The sequence below is a fragment of the Tenacibaculum larymnensis genome (assembly GCF_028829235.1).
GTDB classification, from domain to species: Bacteria; Bacteroidota; Bacteroidia; order Flavobacteriales; family Flavobacteriaceae; genus Polaribacter; species Polaribacter larymnensis.
Map to the genome: position 1 here is coordinate 70,899 of NZ_JAIWJY010000007.1, position 22,098 is coordinate 92,996.

The 22,098-nt window shown below is 31.4% G+C and carries 21 protein-coding genes; 12 read left to right on the forward strand and 9 right to left on the reverse strand.

Annotated features, from left to right (window positions below):
- Window positions 1–55: 55 nt before the first annotated feature.
- Window positions 56–1,444, reverse strand: a complete 1,389-nt coding sequence (locus LCI24_RS11280; RefSeq protein ID WP_274640460.1) for a trypsin-like peptidase domain-containing protein — start codon at window positions 1,442–1,444, stop codon at window positions 56–58.
- A gap of 136 nt (window positions 1,445–1,580) precedes the next feature.
- On the opposite strand from LCI24_RS11280, the gene dapF reads away from it, so the two are divergent.
- The 3 genes from dapF to mltG are packed head-to-tail and all read left to right on the forward strand — an operon-like array spanning window position 1,581 to window position 3,902.
- Window positions 1,581–2,357, forward strand: a complete 777-nt coding sequence (dapF, locus tag LCI24_RS11285) for a diaminopimelate epimerase (RefSeq protein ID WP_274640461.1) — start codon at window positions 1,581–1,583, stop codon at window positions 2,355–2,357.
- Window positions 2,357–2,881: a GNAT family N-acetyltransferase gene (locus LCI24_RS11290; RefSeq protein WP_274640462.1), complete on the forward strand. Its 525-nt coding sequence runs from the start codon at window positions 2,357–2,359 to the stop codon at window positions 2,879–2,881. Before dapF ends, LCI24_RS11290 begins: the two co-directional genes overlap by 1 nt.
- Entirely contained in the window at window positions 2,874–3,902 is a 1,029-nt protein-coding gene (mltG, locus tag LCI24_RS11295) for an endolytic transglycosylase MltG (RefSeq protein WP_274640463.1), read from the forward strand. The genes LCI24_RS11290 and mltG overlap by 8 nt, the downstream gene beginning before the upstream one ends.
- 5 nt (window positions 3,903–3,907) lie before the next feature.
- On the opposite strand, the gene LCI24_RS11300 is transcribed toward mltG, so the two are convergent.
- The 4 genes from LCI24_RS11300 to LCI24_RS11315 all read right to left on the reverse strand — a co-directional run bounded on the left by LCI24_RS11300 (window position 3,908) and on the right by LCI24_RS11315 (window position 8,070).
- Window positions 3,908–4,429, reverse strand: a complete 522-nt coding sequence (locus tag LCI24_RS11300; RefSeq protein ID WP_274640464.1) for a thioredoxin family protein — start codon at window positions 4,427–4,429, stop codon at window positions 3,908–3,910.
- 6 nt (window positions 4,430–4,435) lie between these two features.
- Complete coding sequence (locus LCI24_RS11305; protein ID WP_274640465.1) at window positions 4,436–7,048, reverse strand: TonB-dependent receptor; 2,613 nt, start codon at window positions 7,046–7,048, stop codon at window positions 4,436–4,438.
- A gap of 39 nt (window positions 7,049–7,087) precedes the next feature.
- Window positions 7,088–7,795: a GLPGLI family protein gene (locus tag LCI24_RS11310; protein WP_274640466.1), complete on the reverse strand. Its 708-nt coding sequence runs from the start codon at window positions 7,793–7,795 to the stop codon at window positions 7,088–7,090.
- A 68-nt stretch (window positions 7,796–7,863) separates the two neighbouring features.
- A complete protein-coding gene (locus tag LCI24_RS11315) occupies window positions 7,864–8,070 on the reverse strand; it encodes a hypothetical protein (RefSeq protein WP_099216394.1) in 207 nt (68 codons plus the stop codon).
- Between the two features lie 217 nt (window positions 8,071–8,287).
- Here LCI24_RS11315 and LCI24_RS11320 point away from each other — a divergent pair, with 217 nt between their 5' ends.
- A complete protein-coding gene (locus LCI24_RS11320; RefSeq protein ID WP_274640467.1) occupies window positions 8,288–8,488 on the forward strand; it encodes a helix-turn-helix domain-containing protein in 201 nt (66 codons plus the stop codon).
- Between the two features lie 148 nt (window positions 8,489–8,636).
- Window positions 8,637–9,272: a peptidoglycan-binding protein LysM gene (locus tag LCI24_RS11325; protein WP_274640468.1), complete on the forward strand. Its 636-nt coding sequence runs from the start codon at window positions 8,637–8,639 to the stop codon at window positions 9,270–9,272.
- A gap of 50 nt (window positions 9,273–9,322) precedes the next feature.
- Here the strand turns inward: LCI24_RS11325 and LCI24_RS11330 are convergent, their stop codons facing one another.
- From LCI24_RS11330 to dnaA, 3 genes are read right to left on the reverse strand one after another with little or no spacing between them, the layout of a single operon-like run.
- On the reverse strand, window positions 9,323–10,027 hold the full coding sequence (locus LCI24_RS11330) for an SAM-dependent methyltransferase (protein ID WP_274640469.1): 705 nt from the start codon (window positions 10,025–10,027) through the stop codon (window positions 9,323–9,325).
- Window positions 10,024–10,485: a low molecular weight protein-tyrosine-phosphatase gene (locus tag LCI24_RS11335; protein ID WP_274640470.1), complete on the reverse strand. Its 462-nt coding sequence runs from the start codon at window positions 10,483–10,485 to the stop codon at window positions 10,024–10,026. Before LCI24_RS11335 ends, LCI24_RS11330 begins: the two co-directional genes overlap by 4 nt.
- 36 nt (window positions 10,486–10,521) lie before the next feature.
- On the reverse strand, window positions 10,522–11,946 hold the full coding sequence (gene dnaA, locus LCI24_RS11340) for a chromosomal replication initiator protein DnaA (protein WP_274640471.1): 1,425 nt from the start codon (window positions 11,944–11,946) through the stop codon (window positions 10,522–10,524).
- A 172-nt stretch (window positions 11,947–12,118) separates the two neighbouring features.
- Here dnaA and LCI24_RS11345 point away from each other — a divergent pair, with 172 nt between their 5' ends.
- The 6 genes from LCI24_RS11345 to LCI24_RS11370 all read left to right on the forward strand — a co-directional run bounded on the left by LCI24_RS11345 (window position 12,119) and on the right by LCI24_RS11370 (window position 19,073).
- Window positions 12,119–12,526, forward strand: a complete 408-nt coding sequence (locus LCI24_RS11345; RefSeq protein WP_274640472.1) for an acyl-CoA thioesterase — start codon at window positions 12,119–12,121, stop codon at window positions 12,524–12,526.
- Between the two features lie 19 nt (window positions 12,527–12,545).
- Window positions 12,546–13,118 (forward strand): cob(I)yrinic acid a,c-diamide adenosyltransferase, encoded by a 573-nt coding sequence (locus LCI24_RS11350; RefSeq protein WP_274640473.1) that lies wholly within the window; start codon window positions 12,546–12,548, stop codon window positions 13,116–13,118.
- Between the two features lie 100 nt (window positions 13,119–13,218).
- Window positions 13,219–13,440 (forward strand): DUF2795 domain-containing protein, encoded by a 222-nt coding sequence (locus LCI24_RS11355; protein WP_047789198.1) that lies wholly within the window; start codon window positions 13,219–13,221, stop codon window positions 13,438–13,440.
- 127 nt (window positions 13,441–13,567) lie between these two features.
- Complete coding sequence (secA, locus tag LCI24_RS11360; protein ID WP_274640474.1) at window positions 13,568–16,918, forward strand: preprotein translocase subunit SecA; 3,351 nt, start codon at window positions 13,568–13,570, stop codon at window positions 16,916–16,918.
- Window positions 16,919–17,087: 169 nt separating this feature from the next.
- Window positions 17,088–17,960 (forward strand): UDP-2,3-diacylglucosamine diphosphatase, encoded by an 873-nt coding sequence (locus tag LCI24_RS11365; protein ID WP_274640475.1) that lies wholly within the window; start codon window positions 17,088–17,090, stop codon window positions 17,958–17,960.
- 96 nt (window positions 17,961–18,056) lie between these two features.
- Window positions 18,057–19,073: a glycosyltransferase family protein gene (locus tag LCI24_RS11370; RefSeq protein ID WP_274640476.1), complete on the forward strand. Its 1,017-nt coding sequence runs from the start codon at window positions 18,057–18,059 to the stop codon at window positions 19,071–19,073.
- On the opposite strand, the gene LCI24_RS11375 is transcribed toward LCI24_RS11370, so the two are convergent.
- Window positions 19,060–19,725, reverse strand: coding sequence for a uracil-DNA glycosylase (locus LCI24_RS11375; protein WP_274640477.1), 666 nt, complete (start codon window positions 19,723–19,725; stop codon window positions 19,060–19,062). The two genes, LCI24_RS11370 and LCI24_RS11375, sit on opposite strands and share 14 nt — an antisense overlap.
- Window positions 19,726–19,762: 37 nt before the next feature.
- On the opposite strand from LCI24_RS11375, the gene LCI24_RS11380 reads away from it, so the two are divergent.
- Entirely contained in the window at window positions 19,763–21,970 is a 2,208-nt protein-coding gene (locus tag LCI24_RS11380) for an endonuclease MutS2 (protein WP_274640478.1), read from the forward strand.
- Window positions 21,971–22,098 lie beyond the last annotated feature (128 nt).

The window sequence follows — 22,098 nt, forward strand, 5'->3', positions numbered from 1 at the left end:
TTTTAACAAGGCTTTTTCTTTAAGTATATATATTCTAGAGTTTTTTAACCTGTAACTAGTATCTAAATCTTTCTATTTGACCAGAAGGGCTAATCATTTCTAACAAAAGTCTATTTCCACTTCCGTACACACTATCTAACATATTAACGGCTTCTTTTGCTGACATAACTTTCTTTCCGTTAATTTTAGTTAAAATATACCCTTTTCCAACTTCAAACTGTTTGAACGCCATATTTTGAGTACTCTTTATCTTTGCTCCTCCGTCCAAATTAAATTTTTTTCTATCTTCTTTTGTAAGATCTTCAAACTCAGTTTTTAAAACTCTACTTACAGGCAGCTTTATAAGTTTAGTTAGTTTAACTACTTTGGTAAGCTCTTCTCCATCCCTGTCAATTATTACATTCACGTATTCTCCAGGTCTTTTTGCTGTTAACTGTCCTTTTAAGTCTGAGAACTTAGAAATCTTCACATTGTTTACTTTCGTAATAACATCTCCTTCTTTTAATCCTGCTTTTTTAGCACCTCCTTCTTCTAAAACTTCCCCTATTCTTACTCCTTCAATATCTTTTGTTTCTGGATCTATACTAATTCCTAAAACAGCTTGTTGTACCGCTCCAAACTCTAACAAATCATCTACTACTTTTTTAGCTATGTTTGACGGCACAGCAAACGAATACCCTATAAAAGAACCAGTTCTTGATGAAATAGCTGTGTTAATTCCTATTAACTCACCTCGTGTGTTTACCAATGCTCCTCCACTATTACCAGGATTTACAGCAGCATCTGTCTGAATAAACGAGTCTATATTGGTGTTTCCATCCAAATCACGTCCTTTTGCACTTACAATACCTGCAGTAACAGTAGATGTTAAATTATAAGGATTTCCTACTGCTAAGACCCATTCTCCTACCTTAATATTATCAGAGTTTCCAAAAGGTAAATTAGGCAATTCAAAATCAGCTTCTACTTTCAATAAAGCTATATCGTTACTTTTATCTGCTCCTATTAAAGTTGCTTTTAACTTTTTCTGATTATTTAACGTAATTTCAATATCGCTTGCTCCTTCAATTACATGATTATTGGTTACAATATACCCGTCAGGAGAAATAATTACGCCGCTTCCTGTACCCACTTGTTGGTACTTTCTCGTTCCACTTCCTCTACCATAAAATAATTCTGCTAACGGGTTTTGTTGTGTTCTTATTGAGGTGTTTTTAACATGCACCACCGCATGTACTGTTTTATCTGCTGCTTCTGTAAAGTCGGTTGGTGTTGATGTTGAGTTTATTACTGTTGGTGTATAGCTTGCCTTTACGGTTTGCATTGTTGGTTCTACCGCTTTTTCTACAATCACCTGCGGTTCTTCTATCAATGTTTTATATCCTGCAAGTGCTATTGCGCCTCCTAAAATCGCAATTCCTAAAGTTCCAATAATTTTCTTCATATGCTTACAAAATTTTATACTCCAAATATACAATTTTAACATTTCAAGTAAATGTGTTTAACTTCTATTTAACTGATTTTAACCGCTATTTAACAATCCCCTTTACTTCATAAAATATGTATCTTTGTCCATTATTATGGATTTAGAATTTTACAAATACCAAGGAACTGGTAATGATTTTATCATGATTGATAATCGTTCAAAAACCTTTCCAAAAAATAAAACTGACATAATTGCAAAATTATGTGATAGACATTTCGGTATCGGAGCTGACGGTCTTATCCTACTTGAAGAAGATAATACTACCGATTTTAAGATGGTATATTATAACTCTGATGGTAATGAAAGTACTATGTGTGGTAACGGAGGTCGTTGTATTGTAGCTTTTGCTCATAAACTTGGACTTTTCGAAACTGAAACTACTTTTATTGCTATTGATGGATTGCATCATGCCTCTATTTCTAACGACCTTGTTTCTTTACAAATGATTGATGTTGACAAGGTGAATATTTTTGACAAATACGTTTTTACCAATACAGGGTCTCCACACCATGTTCAGTTGGTAAACGATCTTGCAAATTATGATGTCTTTTCAAACGGAAAAGAAATTAGAAATGATATTTATGGCTCTGAAGGAAGTAATGTTAACTTTGTAGAACAAATAGCTAACAACACTTTTAAAGTACGTACCTACGAACGAGGAGTTGAAGATGAAACTTTAGCTTGTGGTACTGGTGTTACTGCCGTTGCCATAGCCATGCATGCAACCAAAAAAACAAATAGCTCTTCTATTATTTTACCTGTTGAGGGTGGAGAATTAGAAGTTTCTTTTAAAGAACAAAACGGAATCTATTCTGAGGTCTTTTTAAAAGGACCAGCTACTTTTGTATTTAAAGGCAAAATAAATATTTAGTGCATACGTTAACTGGAACACATATCAAGTTAAGAGCTTTAGAACCTGAAGATTTAGGGTTTTTATTTCAAATAGAAAACAATGAGTCTTTTTGGGAAGTAAGTCATACACAAACTCCATTTTCTAAGTTTTTATTAAAACAATATTTAGAAAACGCTCACTTAGATATTTTTGAAGCTAAACAGTTACGATTAGTTATTGATGAAAAAGCTACTGGTAAATCTATTGGGATGATAGATTTGTTCGATTTTAACCCGCAACATAAAAGAGCTGGTATCGGAATTTTAATTCATCCTGACTTTCAACAGAAAGGATTTGCTTCTGAAGCTTTACAATTGCTAATTAACTATTGCTTTACACATTTGCATTTACACCAATTATATGCAAACATTACAAATGATAATACCAATAGCTTACACCTTTTTGAAAAGCAAAATTTTAAGCTAATTGGAGTAAAGAAAGATTGGATTTTTTACAACGGAACATACAAAGACGAACTATTATTTCAATTAATAAATGAATAAGAAAATTATTTTAGGAGGTATTGCCACCATTTTTTTAATTGGTGGAATTATTGGATTTAACTACTATCAAAAAATATTTGGTAAAGCAGTTACTAAAGATGGGGCTATATATATAGGTTCTAATGCTTCTTTTGTAGATGTAAAAAAACAACTTTCTGATTTTGTTAAACATCCTGAAAATTTTGTTTGGGTTGCAGAAAAGAAAAAATTCACCAAACCTAAAGGTGGAAAATATCTATTAAAAAAAGGGATGAACATGAATGATGTTGTAAACCTTTTACGCAGCGGAAATCAAACTCCAATTACCTTATCATTCAATAATCAAGATACTTTAGAAAAATTAGCAGGAAGAATTGCTGAACAAATTGAAGCAGACTCTATTGCTTTATTACAAGCTATGCAAGATCCTTCTTTTTTAGCTACCAATAAGTTTTCTAAAAAATCTGCATTAGGAATGTACATCCCTAATAGCTACGAGTTTTATTGGAATACTTCTGCTGAAAACTTCCGTGATAAAATGTTACGCGAATACAATCGTTTTTGGACTTCTGCTAGATTAGATAAAGCTAAAAAACTAAACCTTTCAAAAGAAGAAGTAATTACTCTAGCTTCTATCGTTCAGAAAGAAACAGCTAAAAAAGTAGAGCGTCCTATTGTTGCTGGTTTATATTTAAATAGATTAAAAGATAATTGGCCTTTACAAGCCGACCCAACAGTTATATATGCAATTAAAGAAGTTAAAGGGCAAGATTTTGTTGTAAAAAGGGTTTTAAACAAAGATTTAGTAATGGACTCCCCTTACAATACTTATAAAAACACAGGACTTCCTCCTACTCTGATTGCAATGCCAGATATTTCATCTATTGATGCTGTTTTAAACCATCAAAAACACAATTATTACTATATGTGCGCAAGTGTTGATAAGATTGGTTTTCATGAATTTGCGAATTCTTTAGCACAACATAATAGAAATGCAGTGAAATATCAACAATGGATAAATCAACAAGGAATAAAGAGATAAACTCTTTATTCTTCATAAAAGTGTTTGTAAGGTTTACCCGATATTATTTTTAGAACATCTTTTTCTAAAGATTCAACAGGAAACTCTACAAATCTACCTAACTCTTTATTTCTTTTATAGAAAATAAAAGTAGGTACCCTGAAAACACCATAACCTTTTTCTATACCTTTTGCTTTTTTCTTGTGATCTACTGCTATTATTTCTATATTTTCCTCTGAAAAACTCGCTTGTTTTAACATTTTCAAAAGTAAAGGAATTTCACGTTTACTATCTCCACACCATAACCCAATAAATGCTTTTATTTTTACATTCTTGAGATTTTTTTGAAATGTAGAAATTAAAGTATCTTCTATTTCATATGCTTCATAACGAGATTTAAACCAGGTACTATTGTTTGTTTCCAACAAATTATCTTGAGTAATTACTCCTGTGAATTCCCTCCCAACTTCTTGTATTTTCACAGCTCTTTTATTGGAAGAGCAAGAGAAAAACAGGGAGAATAATATTATATATATTTTTCTTCTCATTTTACACTAAATTTTGTAAACAATTTTAAACACTATGGTTCGTGGAAAAACCAACTCTGTACGCTCACTGAATAATATATCTGAAAGACTCGAGGTTACACGTTCTTTATTATCTAACAAGTTATTCGCTTTTATTTCAAAACCCCAAGGACTATCTTCTTTTTGATAAAAAACAGAGGCATTCATTTGATTAAAAGAGTTTTTTGTTTTTGAAGTTTCATTTTGATAATAAGAGTACATGTTTTCTCCTATAAAAATCCAGTCTCCTATCTCATAATCCACCTGAAAGTCAAACTTAGTTCTATAGGAAGTATTATTGCTAATAAAGCTATTCTTATTTACATTATAGTTTTGACTCAAAGAAACATCAAAATTAGGTCCATTAATATACACTGACTTAAACTTTAATCTTGCCGAATAACTGTCGTCATTTGCTTTTTCCTCTTGCTGATTAAATAACGTTATATAACTTCTATTTCCATAGTTAACCCCTAAAGAAGCTCTCCAATATTTATAATTATAAGTAGTTTTAAAATCAAGAGAAAGACCTTTTTCAGGAGTTGCAATATTTATAAAACTGTTATAAAAATATATATTATCTGAAATAAAAGTATTCTGAATTTTATTGGTTCTTAACCTGTAACTTACTGTTGGGTAAAAACTCCATCCATAAGTTTTGAACCTTCTATAAGATAAACGAAAATAGTGATAACTGCTTTCTGTTAAGTTAATATTTCCTTGATAAATACTATTAAAACTTATTAATTTTTTATTTCTATTTAGTTGATTATAACTAGGAACATCATTTGTTTTCCTATAATAAAAAACAAGCTTTTTATTTGCATCAAAATCCCATTCCAAATTAACACTGGGTAAAAGCTTTTGAAATGTTCTATTTTTTTCTAATTCGAATTGCTTATTAAACCTATTGTAGTTTAAATACTCTAGTTTAAATGTTAGAAAAGCATCTCCGATTAATTTTTTGTACTCTGCAAAAAAAGAAGAAAATACTTCTTTATTAGAGTTTTCGCTATCAAAATTATCAAACTTATCTAACTCTTCGTTTCCTATCAATTGACCAAGGTTTGAATTATAGGTATTGAAGTATAACTCATTTTTAACTCCAAAATACAAATGGTTTCTTGGATTCACTATCCAAAAATGTTTTAATAAAGTTTTAGCTTGATAATTCTCTGAATTTATTTTTTGTCTGACAAAAATATGTTCTTCAGCCTGATCTATAGGTAAACTGTTTGAAAAAATATTTTGAGTACTGAACCAATTTTGACTTTCATTATTTTTTGAAAAAACAAGATTTATCTTAGCTTGAGAAGTATGGTCTCTTGAAAACTTCTTTTCTATCTTTAAATTAGATTTTAATGATACATTATCTACCTTATCACTCAAGTTATATAGTAAATCTTCAGAATTAAAATTACTTTCAGTTTCTGACTTATTATTAGCTGAAGATATTTCTACTTTATTTTCAAACTTAATACGAACATCTTCATTTGGTTTTGATTTTAATTCTATTTTACCTAACAACATATTCTGTTTTTTATCATCAGAAACACGTCTCGTTTCCTCAATAGTATCGACTAAATAATTTTGGTATGAACCCTCAAACGAATTCGTATTATCTTTAAGAGCTATTACGAATGCACTCCAATCATTCTTTTCACTTGTACTGAACTGTAAATTCAGCCCTCCAAATAAATGTTTATTTTCATTATACTTTTTTTCCTTTAACAATCTAACAATAGGTGAATTGTACAAAGATGAAAAGGAGTTTATATCAAAACCTCCTTCATAAGTGATATAATCTTTTACAGTAAAAGACTTATCTCCTACATTATTAAAATCTCCAATAAAACTATAATTTATTTTTTCTGAATACCTAAACAAGGTTGGGTGTACTACATATCTCTCTTTTACTCCTCCGCCTACTTCGATATCTCCAAAGGCAAACTTCTTTTTATCTTCTTTTAAATTAATATTTAAGGCGACATCTTCTGACGTTTCTAAACCTTTTAATAAATCACTTTCATGATAATCTTCTATAACCTGAATCTCATCAATTACATCAGCAGGTATATTATTAACAGCTAGTTTACTATCACCTGTAAAAAACTTTTTATTTTCAACCAATACCGTGGTTACCTTTTTACCTTTAACAGTTACATTTCCTTTTCTATCCACCTCTACTCCAGGTAATTTTTTAAGCACTTGACGTAGCTTACGTTCTTTACCATTAACAAATGCATCTGCTCTATAGGTAGTAGTATCTTTTCTAATTTTTATCGGTTCTCTGTAATTAATAATAACTTCTTGTAGCTCGTTTGGATCCTCTTTTAAAATAAAATCTTTAGTTATAGGCATGTTTGCAACCAAAACATCTTCTTTTAAAGTGATATAGCCAATAAAACTTACCGTTATTTTATACGTTGCATTTTTCGTTAAACTTAACTTATAGTTTCCTTTATCATCTGTTATTGTATAGGTAAAGCGAGCCCCCTCTGTTAAAGGTTTTGCTATAATGTTAGTATTCTCCAATATTTCATTTTCTCCTTTTACAACCCCAGAAACTATAACTTGTGCGAATATATTTTTTGTAAACAAACAAGCCAGTACTAATAACAAACTACATCTCATATAAATTTAATCAACAGTTACCTTCCTTGCTTTCCTCATTAATACGACCATTCTTTCTGGTGTTATTTTTGTTGCTTCTTTCAGCTTAGGTATTTTAATGTTCTTTTTGTGGTTGAGTTTAATTTTTTTTGCAGTATATGTAGCAACATTATTCTTATCTAGTTGAAGTATCAGCCCTGGTAATCCTCCGTTTCCAGCGGGTCCATAAGGTATTGGAATTTCTGGTGTATACCATGCTGTATAAACTATATATCTTTTATCTTTTCCTACACTGGTTCTTTTATTTAGTTGTTTTCTTATTGCCTTGTAACAAGTATAACCTTCTATTACTTTAGTGTCCTCAGTTAACTCCCAACCTGTCATTGATGGATAACTTACTATATATATTTCACCTCCAATTTCTTTATTTATTAGAGCTTCTTTAGTAAAAGATTTTTGATACCAGTCACTAAAAGCTCCTATTAAAACGTCTGCTAAACCACTATACCTTTTATTAATTGGTATGTTTTTATTTTTTTTGAAAATAGATTCATACTTATTATACTTTAGTGTAAATGTTTTTTGTTGCAATTCATTATTTACTCCCATTACTAGAGGGTTATCTAAATTATTTTGCTTTATTGACTCTACACGATACGCCACCTCTCCAGTTTGAGAATAAGCTTTTATTAAAAATAAAAACCATAAGAATATAAGAAATATTTTATTTTTCATTCTATTTTTTTTTTAAAATGACTAACGGAACTCAAAACAAGCTCCATTAATCATTTAATATTTACCAATTATCCTTTACAGTTTTGAAACTCTATATCATAAAGTACTTCATACTCTGCAGCTGATAATTCATCTCCAAAAACTGCCTCTGCATCTCCTACTGCTTCACAAGCTTGTTCATGACACTTGTCACTAAAATACTGATAATCTACACTCACAGCATTAGCAGTTGTAAAAGCACCTAAAAAAAGTGCTGATAAAATTACTTTTTTCATAATAAAAATTGTTTTTAAAATTATTTAATAAAAAAACTATGGTTTGTTATAGTCAGCCATAGCACTACCGACCACATTGCAATGTTCTCCCAAAAATATAATTCCCAAACACTTACACAAAAAAACATAACCCCTTTTGCAACTAAGGGTTTTCCCTTAACCCTAAAAGTTATAACTTATTTTTTATATTAGCACTGAAAATTAGAAAAAGTAAACTATGGAAAGAGTAAGTATTATTTTAGAGAAAATTAAGAAAGAAAGAGAAAAAGATGGCTTATCTCAATATGAGTTTGGCAAAAAAATAGGATTGAGTCAAAATGCTTATTTTAAATTAGAAACAGGAAAAACTAGACTTGACATGTATCGATTTCTAACTATATGTAAAGTTTTAAATATATCTCCAAAAGAATTCTTTTAACAAAATTTTATTCTTATCAATTTCAACAAAACATTACCAAAAGATTAATAAAAGATGTTTATTTTTGTTTTTTACCTAAAAAAAACACAGGAAAATAACTTTATCATCAATAGTTAAAAAACTGTAAATTATTGATTTATAGTCTGTTGTGAAAAAATGCCGTATCTTTGCAGCGCTAAACAGAAAGTATTTAATTATCAGACATTTAGTATTAGTATTTTTAGGATTTGTATTATTAACCAGTTTTACAGAGACTACAGCTAAAAAAGAAAAAACTACTACAACAACGCCAATACCAATTCATAAGGTAAAAAAGGTTAACATTCCTTTTTTATTAAATGATTTTGTAGGATTTAAAGAAGCTTTAGCTTTTAAAGAATCACAAGGTAAGTATAGAGTAGTTAACACACTTGGATATTTAGGGAAATACCAATTTGGTAAAGAAACCCTAAAGAGATTTAGAATTTACAACACCACTCATTTTCTTAAAAACCCTGAATTACAAGAACGTACATTTGTTGCATATTGTAAATTAAACAAATGGATTTTAAGAAAAGACATTAAGAGAAGTGTTGGCAAAACCATTAATGGAGTTAAAATAACCGAATCTGGTATTTTAGCAGCAGCACATTTAAGCGGTGCAGGTAATGTAAAAAAGTTCTTACGTTCAAACGGGTCTATCCGTTTTAATGATGCCTATGGAACCTCTATACAATCATACCTTAAAAAGTTTGCTGGTTATGATGTCTCCAACATCAAAGCCAATAAAAAACCAACGGTTTAATTAATAAGAAAACAAATAAAAAAAAGCATCGATTAAATCGATGCTTTTTTTTATTTATGGATGATAAAGATTGCTGGTCGTTTATGTAAATCAGTTTTTACATGTTTCCATTCTTTTACCGTTAGTGTTTTAATATACTCTGTTGGAAGTGTTATATCACACGCCACGCAAACTCTTGTATCAGGAGACAAAGTAGCGCGTAAATCATCTAACATTTTTTCATTCCTGTAAGGAGTTTCAATAAAAAGCTGTGACTGATTTTTTTCTTTTGAAAGCTTCTCTAAATCTTTAATTGCTTTTTTTCTGTCTGACTTATCAATAGGTAAATATCCATTAAACGCAAAACTCTGCCCATTCATACCAGAAGCCATAATTGCCAACAAAATAGAAGAAGGTCCTACCAATGGAACTACCTGAATTCCTTTTTGATGTGCTAACTTCACAATACTTGCACCTGGATCTGCCACAGCTGGCACTCCTGCCTCAGAAAGTAAACCAACAGATATCCCTTTTTCACAGGCATCTAAGTAATTCTTGGTTTCTAAATCATCTGAATACTTATCTAATAACATCAACTCTAATGAAGGTTGCGATTTTGTTGGTGTAATTCTTTTAATAAACCTTCTAGCTGATTTTTCGTTTTCAACAATAAAGTAATCTAATTGTTCTACCACCTTTTTTACTGATAACGGCATTACCTCTAATGGTTCAGTATCCCCTAACGTTGTAGGAATCAAGTATAATTTACCTTTCATTTTTTCTGTTCTAATTTTGAAGCTATAATTTCACACGCTTCATCTAACATTTTGTATACATTTTCAAAACCTTGATCTCCTCCATAGTACGGATCTGGAACACTCCTATTTTCATTAGGATGTAATTCGTTCAAAATCATTTTTACTTTTTCATGCTGCTCTTCATTTTCAGACATGGCTACAATATCACCATAATTACTTTGATCCATAGCAAAAATCATGTCAAAATTATCAAAATCAGCTTTTACAAACTTTCTTGAACGTTGATTAATAATATCAATTCCGTATTTTCTAGCTACTTCAATAGAGCGACTATCAGGTAATTCACCTACATGATACCCCGAAGTACCAGCCGAATCTACTATAAAATTTTCTGAGGATAATTTAGATTGTAAAATTCCTTCAGCAAGAGGAGATCGACAAATATTCCCTAAACAAACCATTAATATTTTTTTCATACTCATAAAAAAACCTCACTAGGTGAGGTTCGTTGTTTATAAAGTTAACTTTTTTGTTAAGTCTTCTACGTACTTTTTAAACTGCTTATCAGTTTCAGTCAAATTATCAACAGTTTTACACGCATGTAACACAGTAGCATGATCTCTTTTTCCTATTTGACTTCCAATACTTGCTAATGATGACTTTGTCATACGTTTTGCAAAATACATAGCTAACTGACGCGCTTGTACAATATGGCGTTTACGTGTTTTAGATTGTAAAGTTGCCACATCCATATCAAAGTATTTTGATACTACTTTTTGAATGTAATCAATAGACAATTCTTTTTTCGTATTCTTAACAAATTTATCTACAATCTGTTTTGCTAATTCAATTGTAAACTCTTTTCTATTAAAAGAAGCTTGAGCTATCATTGAAATTATCACTCCTTCTAACTCACGAACATTAGACTTGATATTCTTTGCTATATACTCAACAATTTCTTCTGGCATTTCAACACCATCTCTGTACAATTTGTTTTGTAAAATAGAAACTCTTGTTTCGTAATCTGGTGCTTGTAGTTCAGCTGACAATCCCCATTTAAAACGAGAAAGTAAACGTTGTTCAATATCTTGCATATCAACAGGTGCTTTATCCGAAGTTAAAATAACCTGTTTTCCATTTTGATGTAGGTGATTAAAAATATGGAAGAACACATCTTGTGTACCTGCTTTTCCTGATAAAAACTGCACATCATCAATAATCAAGACATCAATCATTTGGTAGAAATGAATAAAATCATTTCTAGTATTTGATTTTACAGAATCAATAAACTGTTGTGTAAATTTTTCAGAAGAAATATACAATACAGTTTTATCAGGGTATTTATCTTTTATTTCAACACCTATAGCATGTGCTAGGTGTGTTTTTCCTAATCCAACCCCTCCATATATTAATAATGGATTAAATGAAGTTCCACCTGGTTTATTTGCTACAGCCATACCAGCAGAACGTGCCAATCTGTTAGAATCTCCTTCAACAAAATTCACAAAATTATAATTTGGATTTAGTTGAGATTCTATTTTCACCTTTTGTAACCCCGGAATAACAAATGGGTTTTTAAGTTCTCGTTTTGACTCTAACGGAACTGTTACCTTTTGCGGTTTTAAAGGGTTACGGTTTGAGCTAGGTATTTTTACAGTCTGAGGGCTATTGCTACTATACGTATTCTCCATACGTACATCGTAAATTAATTTAGCATCATTTCCTAACTGACGAACCAAAGCTACTCTTAACAGTTTTATGTAATGCTCTTCTAACCACTCGTAAAAAAACTTACTTGGTACTTGAACTGTCAAAGCTTCCCCTGCCAATTTAATAGGCTTTATCGGCTCGAACCAAGTCTTATATGCCTGTGGCTTAATGTTATCCTTGATAAAAGACAAGCATTCCATCCAAACTGAATCGGCTGTTTTAGTCATATTGGTAAAAAACAATTTTAGTTGTTAATTTTTATTCAGGTTTAGGGGACACCAAACATGAAAGTCTGGGCGAACAAAAGTGTGAATAAATTTTAGTATAAAAAAATCAAATCACTATTGACTTTTATTTTTTTTTTGCGTATCGTTAATGCAATTAAAATAAAAAAATCTTTTGCAAAAACATCACACATCTATACGTGTTCGGTATGCTGAAACTGATCAAATGGGAGTAGTTTATCATGGAAACTACGCACAATTTTTTGAGATTGGTCGTACCGAATGGCTACGTTCTCTGGGCGTTACATACAAATATATGGAAAAAACAGGAATCATGTTGCCTGTTATTTCTTTATCTTGTAACTTTAAAAAGTCGGCATTATATGACGATGAGTTAACCATTACAACCATTTTAAAAAAAACACCTTCAGTAAAAATTGAATTCGACTATGAAATTACCAATCAAAATAACGAACTAATTTCAACTGGAAATACTGTGTTAGCATTTATTAACAATAAAACAAAAAAACCTATGCGTTGTCCTGATTATATTTTAGATAAATTAGCTGTCTTAAAAAAATAATCAAACTAGTAAAAAACATATGAAAATATACACAAAAACAGGTGATAAAGGTACCACCGCCCTATTTGGTGGCACTCGAGTACCAAAACACCATTTAAGAATAGAAAGCTATGGAACTGTTGATGAACTTAACTCATATATTGGCTTAATTAGAGATCAAAACATTGATGACGCTCTAAAAAAGAAATTAACAAAAATTCAAAGCAATTTATTCACATTAGGAGCAATGTTAGCTACACCACCAGAAAAGGAAACTTTAAAAAGTGGTAAAGAACGCTTAAACATTCCTAAAATTAATGAAGACTCAATTCAGTTTTTAGAAGACGAAATTGACCTTATGAATAAGGACCTACCTCAAATGACACACTTTGTATTACCAGGCGGTCACCAAACCGTGTCATTTTGTCACATAGCACGCTGCGTATGCCGTAGATCGGAACGATTAGCCGTGGCTTTAAACGAAGAAGAAACAATTAGCGATACTGTTTTAAAGTATTTAAACCGACTTTCTGACTACCTTTTTGTGTTGGCACGGAAGTTGACTCAAGACTTACAAGCTGAGGAAATTAAATGGATTCCTGAAAAGCTTTAACTAAGTTCTTTAATTATTGATTTCACATTTTTTAAAAAAAACTTGACTTTTTACAAAAAAAAATTATTTTTGCGGAAAATCTTATTAAACAGATAAAGAAATGTATTGGACACTTGAATTAGCATCTTATTTAGCAGATGCACCCTGGCCTGCAACTAAAGACGAATTAATTGATTACGCTATTCGTACTGGAGCACCGTTAGAAGTGGTAGAAAACTTACAAGATATCGAAGATGAAGGTGAGGCATACGATTCTATTATTGAAATCTGGCCAGATTACCCTACTGAAGAAGATTATCTTTGGAATGAAGATGAATACTAGAAAAAATAAATAATAAAAAGTCTCTTTTACAGAGGCTTTTTTTTTGCTTACTTTTAAGCACTCAATAAAAAACACAAAAAACGCTAATTAAAAACAACTTAATTAGCTATAAAACAATATTTTACAAATGAGCGTTTTAAATTCGATTATAAAACTATTTGTTGGAGACAAACAACAAAAGGACCTAAAATCACTACAACCGATCGTCGAAAAGGTACGATCTTTTGAAAATTCATTAAACAGTTTATCAAATGATGAATTACGGGCAAAAACAATCGAATTTAAATCGAAAATTAAAGACGCTACCAAATCTTTTAACGATAAGATAACTGAACTTGAGGAAGAAGCTAAAAGTGCAGATATTGATCGTCAAGAAGACATTTATACAGAAATTGATAAATTAAAAGACGAAGCTTACGAAGCTTCAGAAGCTGTTTTATTAAACATTATGCCTGAGGCTTTTGCAGTTGTAAAAGAAACTGCAAAGCGTTTTACTAAAAACACAGAATTAGAAGTAACTGCTACTCCTTTCGATAGAGAGTTATCTGCTACTAGAGAACATATTACACTAGAAGACGACAAAGCTTTTTGGGCTAATTCATGGGATGCTGCAGGTAAAGAGGTTATTTGGGACATGATTCATTATGATGTTCAGTTAATTGGTGGGTCAGTTTTACACCAAGGTAAAATTGCTGAAATGATGACAGGGGAAGGTAAAACGTTAGTTTCTACTCTACCTGTATACTTAAACGCTTTAACAGGTAACGGAGTTCACGTTGTTACAGTAAACGACTACTTAGCAAAACGTGACCGCGCGTGGATGGCTCCTATTTTTGAGTTCCACGGATTATCTACTGACTGTATTGATTTCCATCAACCAAACTCAGAAGCACGTAGAGAAGCTTATAATGCAGATATCACCTACGGAACCAATAACGAATTTGGATTCGACTACTTACGTGATAACATGGCTAACTCTAAAAAAGATTTAGTACAGCGTGCACCAAACTATGCTATTATTGATGAGGTGGATTCTGTTTTAATTGATGATGCTCGTACGCCGTTAATTATTTCTGGACCAGTACCACAAGGAGACAGTCACGAATTTAATGAATTAAAACCTCTAGTTGCCGATTTAGTTTCACTTCAAAATAAATATTTAGTAGGTGTTTTAGCAGAAGCAAAACGTTTAATTAAAGAAGGCGACACTAAAGAAGGTGGTTTCTTATTACTAAGAGTTTACAGAGGTCTTCCTAAAAATAAAGCCTTAATTAAGTTTTTATCTCAAGAGGGAGTTAAACAAATCCTACAAAAAACTGAAAACTTCTACATGCAAGACAACAACAAGCTAATGCCTGAAGTTGATGCAGAGTTATGGTTTACTATTGAAGAAAAGAACAACCAAATTGACTTAACAGATAAAGGTATTGCACACCTTTCTGATATCACAAAAAATGAAACATTCTTCGTTTTACCAGATATTAGTGTAAAAGTTGGTCAAATAGATAATAGCGACGTTACTCCTGAAGAGAAAGCTGATCAAAAAGAGGAATTATACCGTGAGTTTAGTGTAAAGAGTGAGCGAATTCATACCATGAACCAACTTTTAAAAGCATACACTGTTTTTGAAAAAGATGTAGAATATGTGGTAATGGATAACAAAGTAATGATTGTAGATGAGCAAACAGGTCGTATTATGGACGGTCGTCGTTACTCTGACGGATTACACCAAGCAATTGAAGCTAAAGAGAATGTAAAAATTGAAGACGCTACGCAAACGTTTGCTACCGTTACTTTACAGAACTACTTTAGAATGTACCGTAAGTTATCTGGTATGACAGGTACAGCGATTACGGAAGCAGGTGAATTCTGGGAAATCTACAAATTAGATGTTGTTGAAATTCCAACAAACAAACCAATTCAACGAGACGATAAACAAGATTTAGTTTATAAAACTACGCGTGAAAAGTATAACGCTGTAATTGAAGATATCGTAAAATTAGTTGGAGAAGGAAGGCCAGTACTAGTAGGTACTACTTCTGTTGAGATCTCTGAATTATTAGGAAGAATGTTACAAATCCGTAAGATTCCTCACAATATCTTAAATGCAAAATTACACAAGAAAGAAGCTGATGTAGTTGCTGAAGCTGGTAAACCAGGAGTGGTAACCATTGCAACAAACATGGCAGGTCGTGGTACCGATATTAAATTATCTGATGAAGTTAAAGCCGCAGGTGGTTTAGCTATTATTGGTACAGAGCGTCATGATTCTCGTCGTGTAGACCGTCAGTTACGTGGTCGTGCAGGACGTCAAGGAGATGTAGGTTCTTCTCAATTCTATGTAGCTTTAGACGACAACTTAATGCGTTTATTTGGTTCAGAAAGAATTGCGAAGATGATGGATAGAATGGGATTAAAAGAGGGCGAAGTTATTCAGCACTCTATGATTTCTAAATCTATTGAAAGAGCTCAGAAAAAAGTAGAAGAAAATAACTTTGGTATTCGTAAACGTTTATTAGAGTATGATGATATTATGAACGCACAACGTGAGTTTGTATACAAGCGTCGTCGTCATGCTTTAGATGGAAAACGTTTACAGATTGATATTGCTAACATGATTTACGATACTTGTGATTCAATTGTAAAACAAAACAAGGATACTAAAGACTTCCAAAACTTTGAATTCGAATTAATACGTTTCTCTGCAATGACTTCTCCTTTTTCTGAAGAAGAATTCAATAAAACATCAGAGCAAGATTTAATTGACAAGCTATACAAAATAGTAACGGAACACTACAAAAACGATGCGGAAAGAAATGCTGAAAATGCATTCCCAGTAATTAAAAATGTTTTTGAAAACGAAGGTGATCGTTATGAGCGTATTGTTGTTCCTTTTACAGATGGTTCTAAAACACTACAAGTAGTTACCAACTTAAAAGAAGCTTACGAAAGTGAAGGTAAATCATTAGTTAATGATTTTGAAAAAAACATCACTTTAGCGATTATTGATGAAAACTGGAAGGATCACTTACGTAAAATGGATGAGTTGAAACAAACTGTTCAAAATGCTACGTACGAGCAAAAAGACCCTTTATTAGTTTATAAATTTGAGGCTTTCGAATTATTCCAAGAAACAATTGATAAAGTTAACAAAGAAGTGTTATCATTCTTGTTCAAAGGAAAATTACCAAGTCAAGAAGCTTCACAAGTATCAGAAGCTCGTGAACAACAACGTGAGCAATTAGATTTACGTAAAGACGAGGTTCAAAACTCAACACAGCAAGCTATTAGCAATGCTCGTAATCAACAAACACAAGAACAGCAAGCTGTAGAAACTATTGTTCGTGAACAACCAAAAATTGGTCGTAACGAAAAAGTTACTATCAAAAATGTAATGTCAGGTGAAGAAAAAGAGGTTAAGTACAAGCAAGCTATTCCTTTATTAGAAAAAGGAGAATGGGTATTGTACAACAAATAATCTTTTTTAAAAAACTATATATAAAAAGCTCGGTAAAACCGAGCTTTTTACTTTTACATAACCTTTACTACACTTTTTAGTAAAGATTTCATTACCAATAATTTATAATTACCTCACTTTTTAAAAACATTCGAAAAGTAACTTTGATACATATCGAAGTATACTTAGAATGAAAAAACACAAAAAACGTAAATTAGATATTGCTGTAATATCAGATGTTCACTTAGGAACTTTTGGTTGCAGAGCTACAGAACTTCATAATTACCTAAAAACCATCAATCCGAAAATATTGATTTTAAACGGTGATATTATTGATATTTGGCAGTTTAACAAACGTTACTTTCCTAAACCTCACATGAAAGTCATCAAGCAACTGATGAATTTTATTACCTCTGGAACAAAAGTGTATTACATCACAGGAAATCACGATGAAATGCTACGAAGGTTTAAAGGTTTTCGCTTAGGAAGCTTTGAAATTGTGAATAAGGTAGTACTTGATATCGATGGTAAAAAGGGATGGTTCTTTCACGGAGATGTTTTTGATGTGACTATGCAACATTCTAAATGGCTTGCGAAATTAGGCGGAATGGGTTATGATTTTTTAATCCTTATTAATACGGTTGTAAACTGGGTAAGTCATAAACTAGGATACGGCAGGCTCTCCTTCTCCAAAAAAATTAAAAACAGCGTAAAAAGTGCCATTAAATTTATTAATAATTTTGAAACTACTGCTGCTGATATTGCTATTAATGAAGGGTATAATTATGTAGTCTGCGGACATATTCATCAACCAGAAATAAGAACTATCGAAACTGAAAAAGGAAGCACTACTTACTTAAACTCTGGCGATTGGATTGAAAATTTAACAGCTTTAGAATACAAAAACAAAACATGGTCTTTATATGAATACGAAAAAGATGAGATAGCTAAAAATATTCATTTAGACTACCCTGTAAAAGACTTAGAGCTAATTAGTTCTGAACACAATAATAGCGAACTTTTTACAGAGCTCCTCAAAGAGTTTAATATTAAAACCCAATAACTATGAAGCCAATAATGGGCATTATGTTAGGAAATAGTCAGTACCTACTTAATAGGTAATTTTCTGAAAACAACCAGTAATAAAAAATTAAAAAAGATGAAAATATTATACGCCTTCCAAGGAACAGGAAATGGACATGCAAGTAGAGCCTTAGAAATTATTCCACATTTACAGAGACGTGGGGATGTAGATGTATTGGTTAGTGGATCACAATACGAAATAGGGCTTCCTTTCGATATAAAATATAAATTACATGGGTTAGGCTTCGTTTTTGGTAAAAAGGGTGGAATCGACCTAATTAGCACCTTAAAAGACTTAAACCTAAAGAAAGTTTACAAAGAAATTAAAACGTTACCTGTAAAAGAATACGATTTGGTCATTAACGATTTCGAACCAATATCTGCTTGGGCATGTTTATTCAGAAATGTACCTATCATTTCTTTAAGCAACCAAAACGCTTTATTGAACGAGAAAAACTCAGCTTTTAAAAAATTTAGATTAGAACGTTTAATCATTAAGTATTACGCACCTGCAAAAAATAAATTTGGGTTTCATTTTAAAACACACTCGTCTTCTACTTTCTTACCTATAATTCGTAAAGAAATACGCTATAGAAATATTACTAACAAAGGACATTATACCGTCTATTTACCTTCTTATAGTGATGAAAAAATAGTCAAAATACTTTCAAAAATAAAAGACATAAAGTGGCAAGTCTTTTCTAAGAAAACAAAAGAACATCAATTTTTTCATAATATTACAATCCTACCAATTAACGACGATGCATTTATCCGAAGTATGGCTTCTTCAAAAGGAATAATTTGCGGAGCAGGCTTTGCAACACCTACTGAAGCGTTGTATTTACGTAAAAAACTATTGGTTATTCCTATGAAAAATCAATACGAACAACAATGCAATGCTCTTACTTTAAAAGAAATGGGAGTTACCGTTGTAAAAAAATTGAGTAAAAAACAGCTTCCTAAAATTGAAAAATGGATTAACACTAACAAAGTTGTTGAAGTTCATTATCCTGATGTTACTGAAGATATGTTGGATGCTATTATTTTACCCTACTACAACAAAACTATTTTACCAGAAATTACCATTGAATAGTTGATGTACCTTTACTTTGTAAAAAATCGTTGGTTTTAGAAAAATGTTTGTTCTCAAACCAATATCCTCTATTAGCGCTTAATGGTGATGGATGACCCGAGGTTAAAATATGATGTTTATTTTTATCAATAAGCTTTGTTTTTTTCTTAGCAAAACCTCCCCAAAGTAAAAACACAACATCCTTTTTTTCTTCAGAAATTTTCTGAATTACAGCATCAGTAAACTGTTCCCAACCTTGCTTTTGGTGGCTTCCTGCCTCCCCTGCTCTTACGGTTAAAGTTGCGTTTAATAACAACACTCCTTGTTTTGCCCAACGGGATAAATCGCCACTTTTTGGGTATGGAATATTTACATCCTTTTCAATTTCTTTAAAAATATTAATTAATGATGGTGGATGTGTAATACCATCATGTACCGAAAAACACAATCCATTTGCCTGCCCTACTCCATGGTATGGATCTTGCCCTAAAATCACCACTTTTAAATCATCTAACGAACAAAAATCAAACGCTGCGAAAATATCTGATCCTTTTGGGTAACACATATGGTTTGAATATTCATTTTTAACAAATTCAGTAAGATTTTCAAAATATGGTTTCTCAAATTCAGGTTGTAAAATATTTTTCCAGCTATCATTAATTTTTACTTGCATTGTTTGTTATTTTTGTCGTGGTTTCAAATATACTATTTTGACTAAAAACATTACAGAAAAAACACTTCAAGATTTAGAGTTTACAACAGTTTTAGAACAAGTTGCAACGCATTGTATTTCAAATTTAGGAAAAGAAAAAACAATGCTAATTCAGCCTATTTCAAACAAAAAAAAGTTATTTTTTGAGTTGAATATGGTGAATGAATATCTGTCTTCTTTTGAAAACGAAAACAGAATTCCAAATCATTATTTTGAAGATATTTCTGAGGAAATTAAACGACTTGCTATTGAAAATAGTTTTTTAGAAACAGATGGTTTCTTAAAAGTTTCATCAGTTTCAGAAACAGTAAATGAACAAAAGAAGTTTTTAAAAAAGTTTCAAACCTACTATCCTACGCTATTTTCTCTAAGTGATGAAGTTGAGTTCACAACGGTTATTGTAGATAATATTAAAAAAGTTATTACCCCCTATGGTGAGGTTGCGGATAATGCTTCTACAGCTTTAAAACAAATACGAAAAGAAATTGGTTCTGTAAGAAGTAAAATTTCTGAAAGCTTTTCTCGGGCTTTGAGTAAAAACATGTCGAGTGGATATTTAGATGATATTAAAGAAACCGTTATTGACAATCAACGTGTGCTAGCTGTTTTAGCTATGCACAGACGTAAAGTTAAAGGAAGTTTATTAGGTTCTTCTAAGTCAGGAAACATTGTATACATTGCTCCACAAGCCACGTTGGCTTACAGTAGAGAGTTACAAAACCTTTTGTATGAAGAAAAGCAAGAAGTTGTACGCATACTAAGGAGTCTAGCTACTGAAATACGCCCTTATACTCCGCTCTTAAATGAGTATGTTTCATTTTTAACACATTTAGATGTGGTGGGTGCTAAAGCAAAATATGCTAAGAGCATCAACGGACTACTTCCTAAAATTACGAAGGAAAAAAAGGTTTTTCTAAAAAATGCTTTTCATCCTATTTTATGGCAAAAAAATAAGGTTAAGGATATTGAAACTATCCCGCAGACCATTCAATTAAGTGAACAACAACAAATTATTGTTATTTCAGGACCAAATGCTGGTGGTAAAAGTATTACACTTAAAACAATTGGCTTGTTACAAGTCATGTTACAAAGTGGATTATTGATTCCTGTTCATGAACGTAGTGAAACCACACTTTTCAATACTATCTTAACTGATATTGGTGATAACCAATCTATCGAAAATCAATTGAGTACCTATAGCTATCGATTAAAAAACATGCGTTACTTTTTAAGAAAGTGTAATGATAACACCTTGTTTTTAATTGATGAATTTGGTACGGGTTCCGATCCTGAATTAGGAGGTGCTTTAGCTGAGATTTTCTTAGAAGAGTTTTATGAGAAGAAAGCCTTTGGAATTATAACCACGCACTATGCCAACTTAAAAGTATTAGCTGATGAGTTAGATAATGTTACCAATGCTAATATGCAGTTTGACGAACGTACTTTAGAACCTTTATACAAATTGTACATAGGACAAGCTGGTAGTTCTTTTACGTTTGAGGTAGCACAGAAAAACGGAATTCCATATAGTTTAATTAACCGTGCTAAAAAGCGTGTAGAAACTGAAAAAGTTCGTTTAGATAAAACAATTTCTAAACTTCAAAAGGAACGAAATCGTTTGCAAAAAACTTCTGAAAGTTTAAATAAACAAAAATCTAAAGGACAAGAGCATATTGAAAACTTACAAGAAAAAGAGCTTAAGATACGTGAAAAGCTAGAAGGTTTTCAAGAATTATACGATAACAACCAACGTATGTTATCATTAGGAAGAAATATTAATGAAATGCTTAATAAATACTTCCAAACAAATAATAAAAAAGAGCTTTCTGCTAGTTTTTTTAAATGGGCAATGGCAGAAAAGACCAAGTATATAAAGAAAAATCCACCTAAAAAGAAAACCAAAACAGAAAAGAAAGAAGACAAAGTTGCTACACAAAAACAACAGGAGGCAATTAAAAAAGTAGAAAAGGAAGTACTTCAAAAAGTTGTAAAGGTTAGAGAAGAAAAGAAAAAAGAAGCGGAAAAAATTGCAAAAGAAAGAGCCGCCTATGTTTTTAAAGTAAACGACAGGGTTCGTTTAATTGACGGAAACGCAGTAGGAACCATTGATAAAATAGAAAAGAAGAAAGCGTTTATTAATTACGGTTTGTTTACTACGGAAGCTAAAATAGAACAGTTAGAATTGGTAGAACGTGCTAAAAAATAAACCATTAGCATAAAAAAATTATCTAGCCACTTACAACCTAAATTATAACAGATTCAACTTCTTTTGAATTTACTATTAATTGCCACATAGTATGTAGCTAAAAGTTATTTGATTCGTCATAACCTTAT